The 15,602-nt window shown below is 71.2% G+C and carries 18 protein-coding genes and 1 riboswitch; of the genes, 12 read left to right on the top strand and 6 right to left on the bottom strand.

The features are described 5' to 3' along the window. Positions 1 to 65 precede the first annotated feature (65 nt). The 3 genes from EV655_RS01330 to cobJ are packed head-to-tail and all read left to right on the top strand — an operon-like array spanning position 66 to position 2,169. Positions 66 to 695: a precorrin-8X methylmutase gene (locus tag EV655_RS01330; RefSeq protein WP_132540621.1), complete on the top strand. Its 630-nt coding sequence runs from the start codon at positions 66 to 68 to the stop codon at positions 693 to 695. Next, the gene (gene cobI, locus EV655_RS01325; protein ID WP_132540618.1) at positions 692 to 1,420 is read left to right on the top strand and encodes a precorrin-2 C(20)-methyltransferase; all 729 of its coding nucleotides are present in this window, start codon (positions 692 to 694) and stop codon (positions 1,418 to 1,420) included. The genes EV655_RS01330 and cobI overlap by 4 nt, the downstream gene beginning before the upstream one ends. Then, on the top strand, positions 1,417 to 2,169 hold the full coding sequence (cobJ, locus tag EV655_RS01320; RefSeq protein WP_132540615.1) for a precorrin-3B C(17)-methyltransferase: 753 nt from the start codon (positions 1,417 to 1,419) through the stop codon (positions 2,167 to 2,169). The genes cobI and cobJ overlap by 4 nt, the downstream gene beginning before the upstream one ends. On the opposite strand, the gene EV655_RS01315 is transcribed toward cobJ, so the two are convergent. After that, the gene (locus EV655_RS01315; RefSeq protein WP_132540612.1) at positions 2,142 to 2,897 is read right to left on the bottom strand and encodes a cobalt-precorrin-6A reductase; all 756 of its coding nucleotides are present in this window, start codon (positions 2,895 to 2,897) and stop codon (positions 2,142 to 2,144) included. The two genes, cobJ and EV655_RS01315, sit on opposite strands and share 28 nt — an antisense overlap. Here EV655_RS01315 and cbiE point away from each other — a divergent pair. The 6 genes from cbiE to cobF are packed head-to-tail and all read left to right on the top strand — an operon-like array spanning position 2,896 to position 8,009. Next, positions 2,896 to 4,095 (top strand): precorrin-6y C5,15-methyltransferase (decarboxylating) subunit CbiE, encoded by a 1,200-nt coding sequence (cbiE, locus tag EV655_RS01310; protein ID WP_132540609.1) that lies wholly within the window; start codon positions 2,896 to 2,898, stop codon positions 4,093 to 4,095. The genes EV655_RS01315 and cbiE overlap by 2 nt on opposite strands. Further along, positions 4,092 to 4,460 carry a cobalamin biosynthesis protein gene (locus EV655_RS01305; RefSeq protein WP_132540606.1) on the top strand — a complete coding sequence of 123 codons (369 nt, stop codon included), beginning with the start codon at positions 4,092 to 4,094 and terminating at the stop codon, positions 4,458 to 4,460. The genes cbiE and EV655_RS01305 overlap by 4 nt, the downstream gene beginning before the upstream one ends. Then, positions 4,457 to 5,236 carry a precorrin-4 C(11)-methyltransferase gene (cobM, locus tag EV655_RS01300; RefSeq protein WP_132540603.1) on the top strand — a complete coding sequence of 260 codons (780 nt, stop codon included), beginning with the start codon at positions 4,457 to 4,459 and terminating at the stop codon, positions 5,234 to 5,236. The genes EV655_RS01305 and cobM overlap by 4 nt, the downstream gene beginning before the upstream one ends. Then, on the top strand, positions 5,226 to 6,542 hold the full coding sequence (locus tag EV655_RS01295) for a cobyrinic acid a,c-diamide synthase CobB (RefSeq protein ID WP_132540600.1): 1,317 nt from the start codon (positions 5,226 to 5,228) through the stop codon (positions 6,540 to 6,542). Before cobM ends, EV655_RS01295 begins: the two co-directional genes overlap by 11 nt. Then, positions 6,539 to 7,270 carry a uroporphyrinogen-III C-methyltransferase gene (cobA, locus tag EV655_RS01290; protein ID WP_132540597.1) on the top strand — a complete coding sequence of 244 codons (732 nt, stop codon included), beginning with the start codon at positions 6,539 to 6,541 and terminating at the stop codon, positions 7,268 to 7,270. The genes EV655_RS01295 and cobA overlap by 4 nt, the downstream gene beginning before the upstream one ends. Next, positions 7,263 to 8,009, top strand: a complete 747-nt coding sequence (cobF, locus tag EV655_RS01285) for a precorrin-6A synthase (deacetylating) (RefSeq protein WP_132540594.1) — start codon at positions 7,263 to 7,265, stop codon at positions 8,007 to 8,009. Before cobA ends, cobF begins: the two co-directional genes overlap by 8 nt. Positions 8,010 to 8,024: 15 nt before the next feature. Here the strand turns inward: cobF and EV655_RS01280 are convergent, their stop codons facing one another. The 5 genes from EV655_RS01280 to EV655_RS01260 are packed head-to-tail and all read right to left on the bottom strand — an operon-like array spanning position 8,025 to position 11,370. Continuing rightward, positions 8,025 to 8,672, bottom strand: a complete 648-nt coding sequence (locus EV655_RS01280; RefSeq protein WP_132540591.1) for an energy-coupling factor ABC transporter ATP-binding protein — start codon at positions 8,670 to 8,672, stop codon at positions 8,025 to 8,027. Then, positions 8,659 to 9,426 (bottom strand): cobalt ECF transporter T component CbiQ, encoded by a 768-nt coding sequence (gene cbiQ / locus EV655_RS01275; protein WP_132540588.1) that lies wholly within the window; start codon positions 9,424 to 9,426, stop codon positions 8,659 to 8,661. The genes EV655_RS01280 and cbiQ overlap by 14 nt, the downstream gene beginning before the upstream one ends. A gap of 3 nt (positions 9,427 to 9,429) precedes the next feature. Next, positions 9,430 to 9,972 carry a cobalt ABC transporter permease gene (locus EV655_RS01270; protein ID WP_132540585.1) on the bottom strand — a complete coding sequence of 181 codons (543 nt, stop codon included), beginning with the start codon at positions 9,970 to 9,972 and terminating at the stop codon, positions 9,430 to 9,432. Beyond that, positions 9,969 to 10,586: a cobalt transporter CbiM gene (gene cbiM, locus EV655_RS01265; protein WP_132540582.1), complete on the bottom strand. Its 618-nt coding sequence runs from the start codon at positions 10,584 to 10,586 to the stop codon at positions 9,969 to 9,971. The genes EV655_RS01270 and cbiM overlap by 4 nt, the downstream gene beginning before the upstream one ends. A gap of 10 nt (positions 10,587 to 10,596) precedes the next feature. Then, the gene (locus EV655_RS01260; protein ID WP_132540579.1) at positions 10,597 to 11,370 is read right to left on the bottom strand and encodes a DUF4198 domain-containing protein; all 774 of its coding nucleotides are present in this window, start codon (positions 11,368 to 11,370) and stop codon (positions 10,597 to 10,599) included. 157 nt (positions 11,371 to 11,527) lie between these two features. Continuing rightward, a riboswitch (cobalamin riboswitch) is annotated at positions 11,528 to 11,736 on the bottom strand. Positions 11,737 to 11,849: 113 nt separating this feature from the next. On the opposite strand from EV655_RS01260, the gene cobO reads away from it, so the two are divergent. The 3 genes from cobO to EV655_RS01245 all read left to right on the top strand — a co-directional run bounded on the left by cobO (position 11,850) and on the right by EV655_RS01245 (position 15,561). Further along, positions 11,850 to 12,476 carry a cob(I)yrinic acid a,c-diamide adenosyltransferase gene (cobO, locus tag EV655_RS01255; protein WP_132540576.1) on the top strand — a complete coding sequence of 209 codons (627 nt, stop codon included), beginning with the start codon at positions 11,850 to 11,852 and terminating at the stop codon, positions 12,474 to 12,476. Between the two features lie 158 nt (positions 12,477 to 12,634). Continuing rightward, positions 12,635 to 14,110: a cobyric acid synthase gene (locus EV655_RS01250; protein WP_424511294.1), complete on the top strand. Its 1,476-nt coding sequence runs from the start codon at positions 12,635 to 12,637 to the stop codon at positions 14,108 to 14,110. Continuing rightward, on the top strand, positions 14,107 to 15,561 hold the full coding sequence (locus tag EV655_RS01245; RefSeq protein WP_132540570.1) for a cobyric acid synthase: 1,455 nt from the start codon (positions 14,107 to 14,109) through the stop codon (positions 15,559 to 15,561). The genes EV655_RS01250 and EV655_RS01245 overlap by 4 nt, the downstream gene beginning before the upstream one ends. The last annotated feature ends 41 nt before the right edge of the window (positions 15,562 to 15,602 follow it).

Raw genomic sequence — 15,602 nt, 5'->3', positions numbered from 1 at the left:
CCGCGTGGGAATTCCCCGCCCTGACGCGAAACCGTGCGGACTACGACCGAAACGAGGCGACAGCGATGCCCTACGACTATGAAAAGGATGGCGCGGCGATCTATCGCCAGTCCTTCGCGATCATCCGTGCCGAGGCCGACCTTGCCCGGTTCGACATGGAGGAGGAACAGGTCGCGGTGCGCATGATCCACGCCGCGGGCATGGTCGGGCTGGCCCCCCATATCCGCTTTTCCCCCGGTTTTGTCGCCGCGGCGCGCGCGGCGCTGGAAGGCGGCGCGCCGATCCTGTGCGACGCGCGCATGGTGTCCGAGGGGGTCACGCGCGCCCGGCTGCCCGCCGAGAACGACGTTGTCTGCACGCTACAGGCCGATGGCATCGCCGAGCGTGCCGCTGCGATGGGCAACACGCGCTCGGCCGCTGCGCTGGAATTGTGGCGCCCGCGTCTGGCCGGTGCGCTGGTCGCCATCGGCAATGCGCCCACGGCCCTGTTCCATCTGCTGAACATGCTGGAGGATCCGGCCTGTCCGCGTCCCGCTGCGATCATCGGTTGCCCTGTGGGTTTCGTCGGCGCGGCCGAGTCGAAAGACGCGCTGTGGGCGGCGCAGCCCGTGCCCTGCTGCATCGTCGAGGGGCGGCTGGGCGGCAGCGCCATCACCGTGGCGGCCATCAACGCCATCGCGAGCCGCGCCGAATGAGCGCGGGCACGGTATACGGCCTCGGCCTCGGCCCGGGCGCGGCGGACCTGATGAGCGTGCGCGCCGACCGACTGCTCGGCCGCGCCGCCCATGTCGCCTATTTCCGCAAGGCCGGGCGCCCCGGGCAGGCGCGCCGGATCGTCGAGGGGCTGATCCCGCCGGGCGCCGCCGAACATCCGATGGACTACCCGGTCACGACCGAGATCCCCTTTGACGACCCGCGGTATAACGCGGCATTGGCGGCCTTCTACGCGGAGTGTACCGCCCGCCTGCGCGCGCTGGCCGAGGCGGGCGAGGACGTGATGGTGCTGTGCGAGGGCGATCCGTTCTTCTACGGTTCGTTCATGCATCTCTATACCCGGCTTCTGGGCGTGGTGCCGGTCGAGGTGGTGCCGGGCATCACCGGCATGTCGGCGGCCTGGACGGCGACGGGCCAACCAATCACCTGGGGCGATGATGTGCTGACCGTGCTGCCCGGCACCCTGCCCGAGGCGGCGCTGCTGGACGGTATCAGGACCGCTGATGCGGTGGTGGTGATGAAGATGGGCCGGCACCTGCCCAAGCTGCGGCGCGCGCTGGCAGAGGCCGGCCGGGCCGATGACGCCTGGCTGGTGGAATATGCCGCGATGCCGGGACAAAAGGTGACGCGGCTGTCCGAGTTCCCGGACGAGACAGCCCCCTATTTCTCGATCGCGCTTGTCCACGGCCAGGGGCGGCGGCCATGAGCGGATGGCTGGCCATCGCCGGGTTGGGGCCGGGGTCCGATGCGCTTGTGACGCCCGAGGTGGCGGCCGCGCTGGCCGGGGCGACGGACGTGGTGGGCTATATCCCCTACGTGGCGCGGGTGACCCCGCGCGACGGGCTGGTGCTGCACCCCTCGGACAACCGGGTGGAACTCGACCGCGCGGCGCATGCTTTGACGATGGCCGCTGCGGGCCGGCGGGTGGTCGTCGTTTCTTCGGGCGATCCGGGCGTCTTTGCCATGGCCTCGGCGGTGTTCGAGGCGGTCGAGGCCGGGCCGCCCGGCTGGCGCGATCTGGACATCAGGGTTCTGCCCGGCATAACCGCGATGCTGGCCGCCGCTGCCCGGGCGGGAGCGCCGCTTGGCCACGATTTCTGCGCGATCAACCTGTCCGACAACCTCAAGCCCTGGGCCTTGGTCGAGAAACGGCTGCGTCTGGCCGCAGAGGCCGATTTTGCCATGGCCTTCTACAATCCCCGGTCCAGGGCCCGGCCCGAGGGGTTCGCGCGCGCGCTCGACGTTCTGCGCGACGCCTGCGGCGACGACCGGCCGGTGATCTTCGCCCGCGCGGTCTCGACCCCCGAGGAATCGATCCGCGTGGTTCCGCTGACCGGGGCCCGCCCCGAGATGGCCGACATGCGGACAGTGGTGATCGTGGGATCGTCGCTGACCCGGATCATTCCGCGCGCGCGGGGGGACATCGTCTACACCCCGAGATCGGCGCCCGCATGAGCCAGCCAGTCAAGCACCGCATCTGTTGTCCCCACCTCTGTCCGCCCGGGCAGCGCGGGGCGGTCGATCATCACCACCGGCAGGACCAGCATGCGCGCCGCGTCGATCTTGGCCCGCGCGCCCGCCCCGCCGGCGTTCTTCGATACCACGATGTCGATGGCGTGCTCTTCCATCAGGGCGCGGTCGCCCTGCTCGGTGAACGGCCCGCGCGAGACGATCGCGTGGTGGCGGGGCAGGGGGGGCGGCGCCTCGGGCGGATCGACGAGCCGCAACAGGTAGAAATGCTGGGGCTGCGCGGCGAAGGCGTCCAGATGCATCCGCCCCACCGCCAGCATCACCCGCCGCGGCGAACCGGCCAGCGCGGCTACGGCGCCGGCCATGTCCGGCACGCGGTGCCAGTCGTCGCCGGGCTGCGGCGTCCATTCCGGACGGGTCAGGGCGACCAGCGGTACATTGGTCACCGCGCAGGCGGCAACGGCATTGCGGCTCATCTGTGCGGCGAAGGGATGGGTGGCGTCGATCACGTGGGTGATGCGATGGGCCTTGAGATAGGCGGCAAGACCCTCAGGGCCGCCGAAGCCGCCCACCCGCATCGGAACCGGCTGCGGCTTCGGCCGCTCGACCCGGCCCGCCAGCGACAGCGTCGCGTCGATGCCGCGTGCCGCGACGGCGGCGGCCAGCGCGGTCGCCTCGGTGGTACCGCCGAGGATCAGAAGGGTCGGGTGCATGGCTGAGGATCCTTGGCTGACCATCGTGGGCGTGGGCGAGGATGGCCCGGACGGCCTGCCGCCTGCAAGCCGATTGGCGCTGGAGGCGGCGGAAATCGTCATGGGTCCGCCCCGGCATCTGGCGCTGCTGCCCGGGATCACTGCCGAACGGATCGAATGGCCCGTGCCTTTCGCTGATGGTTTGCCGGTGCTGCGCGCCTTGCGCGGGCGGCGCGTTGTCGTGCTGGCCTCGGGCGATCCGTTCTGGTTCGGCGCGGGTAGCGTGATCGCACGGCATTTCGCCCCCGGAGAATGGCAAGCCCTGCCCGCCCCTTCGGCTTTTTCGCTGGCGGCGGCGCGCCTTGGCTGGCCGCTGGAGCGCACCGTCTGCCTTGGCCTGCACGCCGCGCCGATCGCCCGGCTGCGTCCCCATCTGGCTCCGGGGTTGCGGGCGCTGGTGCTGGTACGCGACGGAGCCGCGGTCCTGGAACTTGCCCGATGGCTGACCGGTCTCGGCTTTGGCGAGACCAAGCTCCTTGTGATCGAGGCGCTGGGCGGCCCGCGCGAGCGGGTGCGGCAGACGACCGCCGCGACGCTCGATTTCGACGACATCGCGCACCCGGTCTGCGTGGGCCTCGACATGGCCGGCGCGGGCGCCGTGATCCCCTTGGCCAGCGGCTGGCCCGACGATTTCTTCGAGCATGACGGCCAGATCACCAAGCGGCCCATCCGCGCACTGACGCTGTCCGCGCTCGCCCCCCGGCCGGGCGAGCACCTGTGGGATATCGGCGCAGGCTCGGGCTCTGTGTCGGTCGAGTGGCTGGCCTGCCATACCGCGCTGTCCGCCACCGCCATCGAGGCCGATCCCGCCCGCGCTGCCCGGATACGGGCCAATGCCGACCGGCTGGGTGCCGACCGGATGCGTGTGGTCGAGGGCGCCGCGCCGCAGGCCCTGCACGACCTTGACCCGCCGCAGGCGGTGTTCATCGGCGGCGGTCTGTCCGGGGCGCTGCTGGCCGACCTGTGGGCGCGGCTCGCCCCCGGCACGCGGATCGTGGCCAATGCGGTGACGCTGGAGTCCGAGGCGCTGCTGGCCCGTTGGCAGGCCGACCATGGCGGCAGCCTGCTGAGGATCGAACTGGCCGAGGCGCAGCCGCTGGGCCGCAGGCGCGGCTGGCGCGCGGCCTATCCCGTGGTGCAGTGGAGCGGGGTGCGATGAGGGTGGCCGGGTTCGGATTTCGCAGCGGCGCCGGGGCCGACAGCCTCGCCGATGCGCTGGTCCGCGCGGGCGGCGCCGAGGGGCTGAGCGCGCTGGCCGCCCCCGCCGACAAGGCCGCGGCCCCCGCACTCGCCGCGCTGGCCGCCCGGTTGGGCCTGCCCGTGCGCGCCATCGCGGCCGACCGGCTTGCCGCCACCCCTACGCCAACCCAGGCGCCCCGCGTGCGCGCCGCCCGCGGCACCGGCTCGGTGGCCGAGGCCGCCGCACTTGCCGCGGCCGGTCCCGGGGCGCGCCTCGTAAGCCCCCGTCACATATCCGCCGACCGGATGGCCACCTGCGCCATCGCAACCGGAGACCCCGCATGACCGTCCATTTCATCGGCGCCGGCCCCGGCGCCCCCGACCTTCTGACCCTGCGCGGCCGCGACCTGATCGCGGCCTGTCCCGTCTGCCTGTATGCCGGGTCGCTGGTGCCCGAAGCGATCCTGGCCCATTGCCCGCCCGGCGCGCGCATCGTGAACACCGCGCCGCTGGATCTGGATGCCATCATTGCCGAATGTCGGGTCGCGCATGACGCAGGGCTGGACGTGGCGCGGCTCCATTCCGGCGATCTGTCGGTCTGGTCGGCGATGGGCGAACAGCTCCGGCGCCTGAAGGCCGAGGGAATTCCCGTGACCGTCACCCCCGGAGTGCCATCCTTTGCCGCCGCCGCCGCCGCGCTGGGGGCGGAACTGACCCTGCCGGGGCTGGCACAATCGGTCGTGCTGACGCGCACGCCCGGGCGCGCCTCGTCGATGCCCGAGGCCGAGAGCCTTGCCAATTTCGCCGCCACGGGCGCGACGCTGGCCATCCACCTGTCCATCCACAGCCTCGACCGCGTGGTGGCCGACCTGACGCCCTTCCATGGCGCCGATTGCCCGGTGGCCGTGGTCTATCGTGCAAGCTGGCCCGACCAGCGCATCCTCCGCGGCACGCTGTCCACCATCGCGGCCATGCTGCCCGAGGACATCAAGCGCACGGCGCTGATACTCGTGGGCCCGGCGCTGGGGGCCGAGGGGTTTGCCGAAAGCTGCCTCTACGCGCCCGATTACGACCGCCGTTTCCGCCCCAGCCGGGCCGAGGGAGGGCGGAATGGCGACTGAAGCGCCGGGCCTCGTGATCGCCGCCCCGGCCTCGGGCCAGGGCAAGACCACCGTGACGCTGGGTCTCTTGCGCGCGTTCCGCGACGCAGGGCTGGCGGTGCAGCCGTTCAAGAACGGGCCGGATTACATCGACCCCGCCTTTCACCGCATCGCGGCGGGGCGCGAGTCCTTCAACCTCGACGTCTGGGCGATGGGCGAGGCGTTGCTGTCGACCATCGCCGGGCAGGCTGCGGGGGCCGATCTGGTGCTTGCCGAGGGCGCGATGGGGCTGTTCGACGGCACCACCTCGCCCGGTGTCTCGGGCCGCGGGTCGAGCGCCGAGATCGCCCGCCGCTTCGGCTGGCCGGTGGTGCTGGTGCTGGACGTGGCGGGACAGGCGCAATCGGCAGCGGCGACGGCGCTGGGCTTTGTCCGCCACCCCGAGGCCCCGCCGCTGGCGGGCGTCATCCTGAACAACGTCGCCGGCGCCCGGCACGAGGTGATGATCCGCGAGGAAATGGCCCGGCTGTCGATCCCGGTCCTCGGCGCGCTGCCCCGGCGCAGCGATCTGGAACTGCCCGAGCGGCACCTGGGCCTCGTGCAGGCAGAAGAGCATGGCGATATCGACGATATCATCGCGCGGCTGGGCGCCTTTCTGCGGGACAATGCCGATCTGGCCGCGATTCAGGGCGCGGCCCGCGGCCAGCACCGTGCGGCGCCCGTGGCGTGGCCGAAACCGCCCGCCCAACGCATCGCGCTGGCCCGTGACGCGGCGTTCTCCTTTGCCTATCCCCATTTGCTGGAAGGCTGGCGGCGCGCGGGCGCGGACCTTCTGCCGTTTTCGCCCCTGGCGGACGAGGCGCCCGATCCGGACGCCGATCTGGTCTGGCTGCCGGGGGGCTACCCCGAGTTGCATGCCGGCCGGCTGGCCGCTGCAAGCCGGTTCCGGGACGGGCTGCGCCGCCACGCGGAAACCCGCCCCGTCCATGGCGAATGTGGCGGCTACATGGTGCTGGGCGAGGCGCTGATCGACGCCGATGGCCAGCGCCATGCCATGGCCGGGCTTCTGGGGCTCGTGACAAGCTACGAAAGGCGGCGGCTGCATCTGGGGTATCGCCGGGCGGTCCTGACGGCCGCGATGCCGGGCCACGGGCCTGGGGCCTGCCTGCGCGGGCACGAGTTCCACTATTCCACGATCCTCGCCCAGCCCGACGCGCCGCTGGCCCTGGTCACCGATGCCGGCGGCAACCCGGTGGCCGAGACCGGTTCTGCCCGGGATCACGTCACCGGCAGCTTCTTTCACCTGATCACGGAGGACGCGGCGTGACCGGTTTCGTCAGTTTCGTCAGTTCCGGCCCGGGCGATCCCGAACTGCTGACGCTGAAGGCCGTCGACCGGCTCAAGCGTGCCGATGCAGTGTTGTTCGACGATCTGTCCTCGGGACCGATCCTGTCCCATGCCCGCGCCGGGGCCGATCTCGTGGGGGTCGGCAAACGGGCAGGCCGCCCCTCGCCGAAACAGGATCATGTCAACCGGCTGCTGGTCGACTACGCCGCCACGGGCGCGCGGGTCGTGCGGCTGAAATCGGGCGACGCCGGGCTCTTCGGTCGGCTGGAGGAAGAGATCGGGGCGTTGCGGGCCGCGGGCATTGGCCATGAAATCGTGCCCGGTGTCACCTCGGCCTGTGCGGCGGCGGCGGCGGCGGGAATCCCGCTGACCCGGCGGCTGACCGCGCGGCGCGTGCAGTTCGTCACCGGCCATGACGTTTCGGGGCATCTGCCCGCCGATATCGACATCGCCGCGCTGGCCGATCCGCAGGCCACCACGGTGGTCTACATGGGGCGGCGCACCTTCCCTGCGCTGGCCGAGGCGCTGATCGCGCGCGGCCTGTCGCCCGACACGCCCGCGCTGCTGGCCGAGGGGGTGACCACGCCCGCCCAGCGGCTGACGCGCGGCACCATCGGCGGGCTGGCGGAATCGCTGGCGGGGGCGCCGTCGCCCGCGCCAGCGCTGATCCTGTACGGACCGCTGGCCGGGGAGGCAGGCGATGGATGAGCTGATCCTGGTCGGCATCGGCACCGGCAACCCGGACCACCTGACATTGCAGGGCATTGCGGCGATCCGCGGTGCCGATCTGGTGCTGATCCCGCGCAAGGGCGCGGACAAGGCCGACCTTGCCGACCTGCGCCGCGAGATCTGCGCCCGCGTGCTGGGCGCCGGGCACCAGACCCGGATCGCCGAGTTCGACCTGCCGAAGCGCGATGCGGACGGCGACTACCTTGCCGGGGTCGCGGACTGGCACGACGCCATCGCAGGTGCCTGGGCCGGCACGGTCGCCGCCGCCAGCCCCGCCCCGCGGCGGGTGGCGCTGCTGGTCTGGGGGGATCCCTCGCTTTACGACAGCTCGCTCAGGATCGCGGCGCGGCTGTCCCCCCCGCCGCGGATCACCGTGGTTCCGGGGATCACCGCCCTTCAGGCGCTGTGCGCGGCGCATCGCATCCCGCTGAACGGGATCGGCGCGCCCTTCCTCGTGACAACCGGCCGCCGCTTGCGCGAAGGCGGCTGGCCAAAGGGGGTGGATAGCGTCGCGGTGATGCTGGATGGTACCTGCGCCTTCCAGAGCCTTGACCCCGCGGGCATCTCGATCTGGTGGGGGGCCTATCTGGGGATGGACCACGAACTGACGCAGGCCGGCCCGCTGGCCGAGGCCGCCCCGCGCATCCTGGCCGCACGCGCCGAGGCGCGGGCGCGCCATGGCTGGATCATGGACATCTACCTGATGCGGCGGGGCTGACCGCGGGCCTCACGCCTAGGCCACCAGCCGCCCCTGGGTCAGGCGCAGGGCGTCCGGCGCAAGCCGCGCGCGCAGGGTGGGGTCGTGGCTGACCAGAACCATCGCCTGCGGCAGCGCGTCGAGGATTTCCAACAATCGTGCTTCGTTCGCCTCGTCCAGCGCGTTGGTCGGCTCGTCCAGCAACAGAACCTCGGGGTCCATCGCCAGAACGGTCGCAAGCGTCACCAGCCGCTTTTCCCCGCCGGACAGCTTGTAGGTGACCCGGTCGCGCAGGTGCATCAGGCCCAGCCGCCCCAGCACCGCCTCGACGATGGCCAGCGCCTCGGCCGGGTTCTTGCCCAGGTTCAGCGGGCCGAAGGCCACGTCCTCGGCCACGGTGGGGCAGAAAAGCTGGTCGTCGGGATCCTGGAACACCAGCCCCGCCCGGCGCCGCACCTCGTGGAAATCGGCCTCTGCCACGCGCACCTGCCCGAAGGCCGTGATCCGTCCGGCGTCGGGCCGCAAAAGCCCCACCATCAGCCGCAGAAGCGTCGACTTGCCCGACCCGTTCGCCCCGGTGACCGACAGCCGCTGGCCCGGCCGCAAGGTCAGATCCGCGCCGCACAGGATGGGCGGCTGGCCGGGATAGCCGAATCGGATGCCCGACAGTTCAAAAAGCGGCATGGGCCGCCTCGGCAAGGCAAAGCGCCGCCAGCGCCGCGCCCAGAAGCGCGGCGAAGATCGCATCGCGGGGCCCGTAGGCAAGCATGTCAAGCACCGGGATATGGCCCGCGAAGCCCCGGCACTTCATCGCCCCCAGAACCCGTTCGGACCGGTCCACCGCACGGACCAGAACCATGCCGACGAGATAGCCGTAGCTGCGATAGGTGTGCCAGCCGGTGCGCGGCCGAAAGGCGCGCGCCGCCATCGCCCGGGAAAGCCGCAGGTATTCCGCCCGCAGAACCTCGATATAGCGGATGGTGAACATCATCAGGTGCACGAGCTTTGCGGGAACTCCCAGCCGGAACAGCGCATGGCCCAGCGTCACCGGCTCCATGCCGCCGACAAGCGCCATCAGCGCCAGCACCACGGCGTTCGCGGTCAGCAGGATCTCAAGCGCCTGGCGCAGGCCCTGCCAGCTTGCGGTCAGGCCCCACAGCGCGAAGGCCGGATCGCCCGGAACGGTAAAGGGCAAAAGCGCGATGAGCACCACAATGAACCCGTCCATGGCCGCCATGCGCCTGAGCGTCGGCCCCGCGGCGAGGCCCGACAGCGCCATCAGCCCCCCCGCCATCCCCAGCGCCGCGATCAGGACGGGAGTCTGGCCACAGGCGACGGTGACAAGCGCGAAGGCACAGGCGCCAAGGATGCGGGCGCGCGGGTCGATCGCGCACAGCGCGCTCTGGCGAGGCACCGCGGGCGACAGCAGGTGGTCCACCGCTCAGCCCGCCAGCCGCCGCCGCGCCGCGACATAGAACCCGACCCCGAAGATCCCCGCGATATAGCCGATTCCGCCGAGGATGGTCTGAAGGTCGTGATGTTCCTTGTAGGCGGCGATCTCGCGGCGCAGGGGGCGCAACTCGTCGCGCAGCATGGCGGCGAGGGCGGCCGTGTCCGTATCGCTCGGCCCGGCGAGGGGCATCCCGCCCGGACCCGCGGCGGCAAGGATCGCGGCGACCTCGTCGGCGGCCATCTCGATCTCGGCCACATGCCCCGCCCCCAGATCGGCGCGGAAGACGTGGCGCACCGGCACGGTGGGGCGGTAGGTGAAGACGCCATCGGCGTCGGTCATGGCCGCGCCCAGCCTGTTGCCGCTGCCGTCAAGGACCTCGATCGGCTGGTTCGCGGCCATCGCGCCGCTGGAAAACCCGATCTCGCCCTCGATCACCTCGCCGCTGGCGAAGACCGAGGCGACCACCTTGTGCGCAGAGGCGGGCAGCGGGGCGAGGGCAAGGCACAGGACAAGGACAAGCGCGCGGGTCATGCCGGGGCTCCCTTCAGGCTGTCGAACAGGTCGGGTTTGACCTGCCGTATCAGGTAGACGGCGGCCGCCGCCAGAAGCCCCTCGATCACCATGACCGGGATGTGGGCGAAGAAGACCAGTTTTGCCGCGGGGATGAACTGTTCGCCGCTCAGCCTCAGCGCCCCTGCCACCAGCGCGGTCGTCAACGCGATGGAAAGCGCGCCGCCGACCCCGGCCCAGATCGCGGCCACGGGGGCGCTGGCCCGGGTCACACCGGGGCGGCAGAGGTAATGCACGATCACCGCGGGCAGCGCGATGTTGACCGTGTTTACGCCCAGGACGGTCAACCCGCCGAAGCCGAAGAACACCGCCTGCAACAGAAGGCCCACGAACAGCGCCGGAAAAGCGGCCCAGCCCAGCATCAGCCCGGCCAGACCGTTCAGGATGAGGTGCACCGAGGACGGGCCGATCGGCACATGCACCAGCGAGGCGACGAAGAAGGCGGCCGAGAGAACCCCCGCCGCCGGGATCCGTTCCAGCGGCAAGTGCCGCAGCCCCAGCGCGATGCCGCCCGCCGCCACCAGGGCACCGCCGATGACGACCGGGTTGGCCAGTGCTCCGTCCACGATATGCATCTGACGCCTCCTACTTCACGTCGAAGGCGCGGATCCAGATTACCGCGTCCTGGCTGAGTTCCTTGCCCTGGTGTTCCGTATCCGGTCCGACGCCGAGGGCGGCAAAGCCCCACCAGCCCGCCCGCGGAATCCCGAAGGTGAAGTATCCGTTCTCGTCAGAGATCGCGACGATGGCGCCGCCCGGCATGGGCGCAGCGGTCGCGGGGCGCGCGCCGCCGGTGGCCATGTCGGGTTCGGCTGCCATGTATTCGATCTCGATCTCGGCGCCCGCGACAGGGGCGCCATTCGACAGTACCCGCCCCGTGAAGGTCGACCCCGCAAGCACGTTGTAGGGTTTCACCATCGGTACGATCTCGGCCTTCAGACCCTGCGGCCCGGTCCAGTCGGTGGGCATCTGGCCGCGGTTGAGATAGGCCTTGGTGATCTGCTGGATGAAGATGTCCTCGGAGGTTTCCAGATAGGGGGCGGGCACCGTCACCAGCACATAGTCGCCTGCGCGTTTCACCGGAAGGCTGGCGTCCCAGGCCACCGCCTCGTTCGCCGCACCCGTGAAGGTGGTCCGGGCCAAGGTGCCCTTCAGGTCGATCTTCTCACCGCGATGGATCGCGTAGAATTCCAGCGGTTCGGCCATGTCCATCACATGGCCGTTCTCGAACGGGTGCCAGAACAGAAGCTTGACCGGCACGTCGCCGGGCCGGTCGATCAGCGCGTTTTCGGTGTAGGACAGCTGGAAGTGCGCCGACGCAAGGCCGGGCACCAGCGTCAGCGCAAGTGCGGCCGTCATCAGATTGCCGTGGAAAAACAAATGTCGTCTCCTTTCGGTGGCGGCACGCGGGCCGCGATCGGAAAGGACGAAGGGGATGAAAGGCTCGGACCGGCCCGTGCTGGCCGATCCGGGCCAGACGCGCACCCCGGCGTCCGGTGGAAACCGCGCACGGGTGGTCCGGCACGGGCGATCGGCAGGTCTCCTGGCTTGCGGGTCGTCGCTTGGCTGGCCTTCCCGGGGTCTCGACCCCAGTGGCACGATCAGCCGCGCTCGCCGCTTACAGTTGCGGGGGCAGCCGCGGACTTGCCCGAATGACGGGCGCACCGCGTTCCCTTTTCACTTCCGGCCAGGGCGGCCGGAAGAACCGATCACGAAGCTGTCATGTCAAACCGGCAGCGGCGGTGTCAACCGGGAAGTGCGCGGCGGGTGCGATGCGTTTGACGCGGGGCGCGGGTTGCCTAGTCTGGGGGCCGGATCGCAGATGCAAGGAACAGGACATGGCCGAGACCGGACAGGCCGCCGACGAGAACGCCCGCCACGCCGCCAAGATGGCCAGGAAGAAGGCGGCGCGCGACCGGATGATGGCGGGAAAGACCGCCGACAGGGGGCTGGTCATCGTTCATACCGGCGCGGGCAAGGGCAAGTCCTCGGCCGGGTTCGGGATGATCCTGCGCTGCATTGCCCACGCCATGCCCTGCGCGGTGGTGCAGTTCGTCAAGGGGGCGTGGGACACCGGCGAACGGCGGCTGCTGACGGACCGCTTCGGGGATCTCTGCCAGTTCCACGCGATGGGCGAGGGCTTTTCGTGGGAAACCCAGGACCGCGCCCGCGACGCCGCCGCGGCCGAACGTGGCTGGCAAAAGGCCCGGGACCTGATCCGCGATCCCGCGATCCGCATGGTTCTGCTGGACGAGATCAACATCGCGCTGCGCCATGGGCTGCTGGATGCGGCCGAGGTCGTGGCCTTTCTCTGCGACGAGAAACCGCCGCTGACCCACGTGGTCCTGACCGGCCGGAATGCCCCCGAGGCGTTGATCGAGGCGGCCGATCTGGTGACCGAGATGACACTGGTCAAGCACCCGTTCCGGTCGGGTATCAAGGGCCAGCCGGGGGTCGAGTTCTGAGCGGCTTGACAGAAACCGGTGCCGGCCTCATTCCCCGCGGGTCCCGAAAGAGATGCGCGATGACCTCTGACCTGCCCCCGGACGATGCCCCCCCGCCGATTCCCGTGATCGAGGTGCCGATCCTCGACCCCGCCCCGCCGCGCCGGGGGCGGTCCCTGATGATCCAGGGCACCAGTTCCGATGTGGGCAAGAGCCTGCTGGTCGCGGGCCTGTGCCGCGCCTATGCCCGCCGCGGCCTGAAGGTCGCGCCGTTCAAGGCGCAGAACATGTCGAACAATGCTGCCGTGACGGCCGACAGCGACCTGCCCCCCGGCCCGGACGGTCTGGCGCCGCGGGGCGAGATCGGCCGGGCGCAGGCGTTGCAGGCCCGCGCCGCTGGGCTGGCCCCCTCGATCCACATGAACCCGATCTTGCTGAAACCGCAGGCGATGGTGGGCTCGCAGGTGGTGGTGCGCGGCCGGCCATTGGGCAACTGGCCCGCGCGGCACTATCACAGCCTAAAGCCGCAATTGATGCCCGCGGTGATGGACAGCTACCGCCGGGTCGCGGCCGAGGCCGACCTGGTGCTGGTCGAGGGCGCGGGGGCAGGCACCGAAACGCATCTGCGCCGGTCGGACATCGCCAACATGCGCTTTGCCGAGGCCGCCGACGTGCCGGTGGTGCTGCTGACCGACAACGACCGGGGCGGGGCGATGGCGGCGGTGGTGGGATCGTGGCTGCTGCACGACCCCGAGGAACGCGCCCGGATCCGGGGGTTTCTGGTCAACAAGTTCCGCGGCTATTTCTCGCTCTACGAACCCGCCTGCCGGACCATCACCGGGACCACCGGCTGGCCGCTGCTGGGGGTGGCGCGCTGGTTCGAGGGAGCAGCGCTGCTGCCCGCCGAGGATGCGCTGGCCCTCGAACGGCCGGCGCGGTCGGCCCGCGGCGGGCTGGTGATCGCGGTGCCGCAGATCGACCGGGTGGCGAATTTCGACGATCTGGACCCGCTGTCCTCGGAACCCGGGGTCGATCTGGTCTGGGTCAGGCCGGGCCAGCCGATCCCGGCCGCGGCCGATGTGGTGCTGCTGCCCGGCTCCAAGACCACGCGCCCCGCGCTTGAGGCGCTGCGCGCGCAGGGCTGGGACATCGACATCCTGGCCCATGTGCGGCGCGGCGGGCGGGTGGTCGGCATCTGCGCCGGGTTCCAGATGCTGGGGCGGCTGGTGCGCGACCCGGACGGGATCGAGGGCCCCCCGGGCGAAACCCCGGGCCTTGGCCTTCTCGATGTCGAGACGACCATCTCGACCGACAAGCGGCTGGTCGAGATCGACGCCACCGACACGCTCAGCGCTGCGCGCGTCACCGGCTACGAGATGCACATGGGCCGGACGACCGGCCCCGGGCTTGCCCGTCCCTGGCTTGTCCTCGATGGCACGCCCGAAGGGGCGGTTTCGGCCGATGGCCTCGTGACGGGCGGCTATGTCCACGGGCTGTTCGGTTCGGATGCCTTCCGCGGCCACTGGCTGGGCGCGATGGGTGGGCGGGCGTCGGGTCTGGACCACGCCGCCCAGGTCGAGACCACGCTCGACGCGCTGGCCGATCAGCTGGAGTCCGATCTCGACCTCGACGCGCTGCTGGCGCTGGCGCGATGACCGCGCGGCGGCTGATGGTGCTGGGCACCGGCTCGGATGTGGGCAAGAGCCTGCTGGTCGCGGGCCTGTGCCGCGCCTGGGCGCGCCGCGGCCTGAAGGTCGCGCCGTTCAAGGCGCAGAACATGTCGAACAACGCCGCCGTCACCGCCGATGGCGGCGAGATCGGCCGGGCGCAGGCCTTGCAGGCGCGCGCCGCGGGTGTTCCGCTGACCGTCCACATGAACCCGGTGCTGCTCAAGCCCGAAACCGACATCGACGCCCAGGTGGTTTTGCAGGGCCGGGTGCTGGGCCGCTATTCCGCCGCGGCCTATCAGCGCCTGAAACCCGACCTGCGCGCGGCGGTCTGCCAAAGCCTCGACTTTCTGTCCGCCAGCCATGACCTGGTTCTGGTCGAGGGCGCGGGCAGCGGGGCGGAACGCTATCTGCGCCCGCAGGACATTTCCAACATGGGGCTGGCCGAGGCCGCCGGCCTGCCCGCGGTGCTGGTTGCCGACGAGTCGCGTGGGGGCGTCACGGCCGCGGCGATTGGCCATCACACTCTGTGGACGGCGTCTGAACGCGCCCGCATCAAGGGCCTGATCGTCAACAAGTTCCGTGGCGATCCCGCCGTCTTTGCCCCCGCGGCGGCCGATATCCGCGCCGAAACCGGCTGGCCGGTGCTGGGCCTGGTCCGCTGGTCCGAGGCGGCACGCGCCCTGCCCGAGGAGGATTCCCTGGGCCTCGGCCGCAAGCGGGGGGCGGGCGGCGGGCTGGTGATCGCGGTGCCGGAACTGCCACGGATGGCGAATTTCGACGATCTCGACCCGCTGGCGGCCGAGCCCGGCGTCGATCTGGTCTGGGTCCGCCCCGGCCAGCCGATTCCGGCCGGGGCGGGCGTGGTGCTGCTCTCCGGCTCCAAGGCGACCCGGGCGGCGCTGGCGGCGATCCGCGCCGAAGGCTGGGACATCGACATCCGCGCCCATCTGCGCCGCGGGGGCAGGGTGGCCGGGCTTTGCGCGGGGTTCCAGATGCTGGGCCGGATGGTCCGCGACCCCGATGGGATCGAGGGACCGGCGGGTGACACCGAGGGTCTGGGGCTGCTCGATGTCGAGACGGTGCTGACCGGCGACAAGCGCCTGGTCGAGGTCGACGCCACCGACGCGATCAGCGGCGCGCGGGTCACGGGCTATGAGATTCACATGGGCCGGACGACCGGCACGGGCATGTCCCGCCCGTGGCTGCGGCCGGACGGCGTGGCCGAGGGCGCGGTGTCCGCCGATGGCCGGGTGATGGGCAGTTACCTGCACGGGCTGTTCGGCTCGGATGGCTTCCGGGGCCACTGGCTGATGGCGCTGGGCGCCACCGCCTCGGCCATGGACCATGCCGCGCGGCTGGACCAGGCGCTTGATGCGTTTGCCGACGAGATCGAGGCCGATCTCGACCTCGACGCGCTGCTGGCGGTGGCGCGCTAGCTGCCTGTTCCCGCGCTGTGCGACAGCGCGACGGCCAGCCC

This window comes from Rhodovulum euryhalinum (assembly GCF_004342445.1).
GTDB classification, from domain to species: domain Bacteria; phylum Pseudomonadota; class Alphaproteobacteria; order Rhodobacterales; family Rhodobacteraceae; genus Rhodovulum; species Rhodovulum euryhalinum.
This window is presented reverse-complemented; position numbering and strand designations above follow the sequence as displayed.

What these genes read in the sequence shown, in the direction of transcription:
- cobI (WP_132540618.1), top strand. Translation starts at nt 692, where the DNA reads ATGAGCGCGGGCACGGTATACGGCCTCGGCCTCGGCCCGGGCGCGGCG.
- cbiM (WP_132540582.1), bottom strand. Translation starts at nt 10,586, where the DNA reads ATGCATATCGTGGACGGAGCACTGGCCAACCCGGTCGTCATCGGCGGT.
- cobM (WP_132540603.1), top strand. Translation starts at nt 4,457, where the DNA reads ATGACCGTCCATTTCATCGGCGCCGGCCCCGGCGCCCCCGACCTTCTG.
- cbiE (WP_132540609.1), top strand. Translation starts at nt 2,896, where the DNA reads ATGGCTGAGGATCCTTGGCTGACCATCGTGGGCGTGGGCGAGGATGGC.
- EV655_RS01280 (WP_132540591.1), bottom strand. Translation starts at nt 8,672, where the DNA reads ATGCCGCTTTTTGAACTGTCGGGCATCCGATTCGGCTATCCCGGCCAG.
- EV655_RS01245 (WP_132540570.1), top strand. Translation starts at nt 14,107, where the DNA reads ATGACCGCGCGGCGGCTGATGGTGCTGGGCACCGGCTCGGATGTGGGC.
- cobJ (WP_132540615.1), top strand. Translation starts at nt 1,417, where the DNA reads ATGAGCGGATGGCTGGCCATCGCCGGGTTGGGGCCGGGGTCCGATGCG.
- EV655_RS01250 (WP_424511294.1), top strand. Translation starts at nt 12,635, where the DNA reads ATGATCCAGGGCACCAGTTCCGATGTGGGCAAGAGCCTGCTGGTCGCG.
- EV655_RS01295 (WP_132540600.1), top strand. Translation starts at nt 5,226, where the DNA reads ATGGCGACTGAAGCGCCGGGCCTCGTGATCGCCGCCCCGGCCTCGGGC.
- EV655_RS01315 (WP_132540612.1), bottom strand. Translation starts at nt 2,897, where the DNA reads ATGCACCCGACCCTTCTGATCCTCGGCGGTACCACCGAGGCGACCGCG.
- cobF (WP_132540594.1), top strand. Translation starts at nt 7,263, where the DNA reads ATGGATGAGCTGATCCTGGTCGGCATCGGCACCGGCAACCCGGACCAC.
- EV655_RS01305 (WP_132540606.1), top strand. Translation starts at nt 4,092, where the DNA reads ATGAGGGTGGCCGGGTTCGGATTTCGCAGCGGCGCCGGGGCCGACAGC.
- cobO (WP_132540576.1), top strand. Translation starts at nt 11,850, where the DNA reads ATGGCCGAGACCGGACAGGCCGCCGACGAGAACGCCCGCCACGCCGCC.
- EV655_RS01270 (WP_132540585.1), bottom strand. Translation starts at nt 9,972, where the DNA reads ATGACCCGCGCGCTTGTCCTTGTCCTGTGCCTTGCCCTCGCCCCGCTG.
- EV655_RS01330 (WP_132540621.1), top strand. Translation starts at nt 66, where the DNA reads ATGCCCTACGACTATGAAAAGGATGGCGCGGCGATCTATCGCCAGTCC.
- EV655_RS01260 (WP_132540579.1), bottom strand. Translation starts at nt 11,370, where the DNA reads ATGACGGCCGCACTTGCGCTGACGCTGGTGCCCGGCCTTGCGTCGGCG.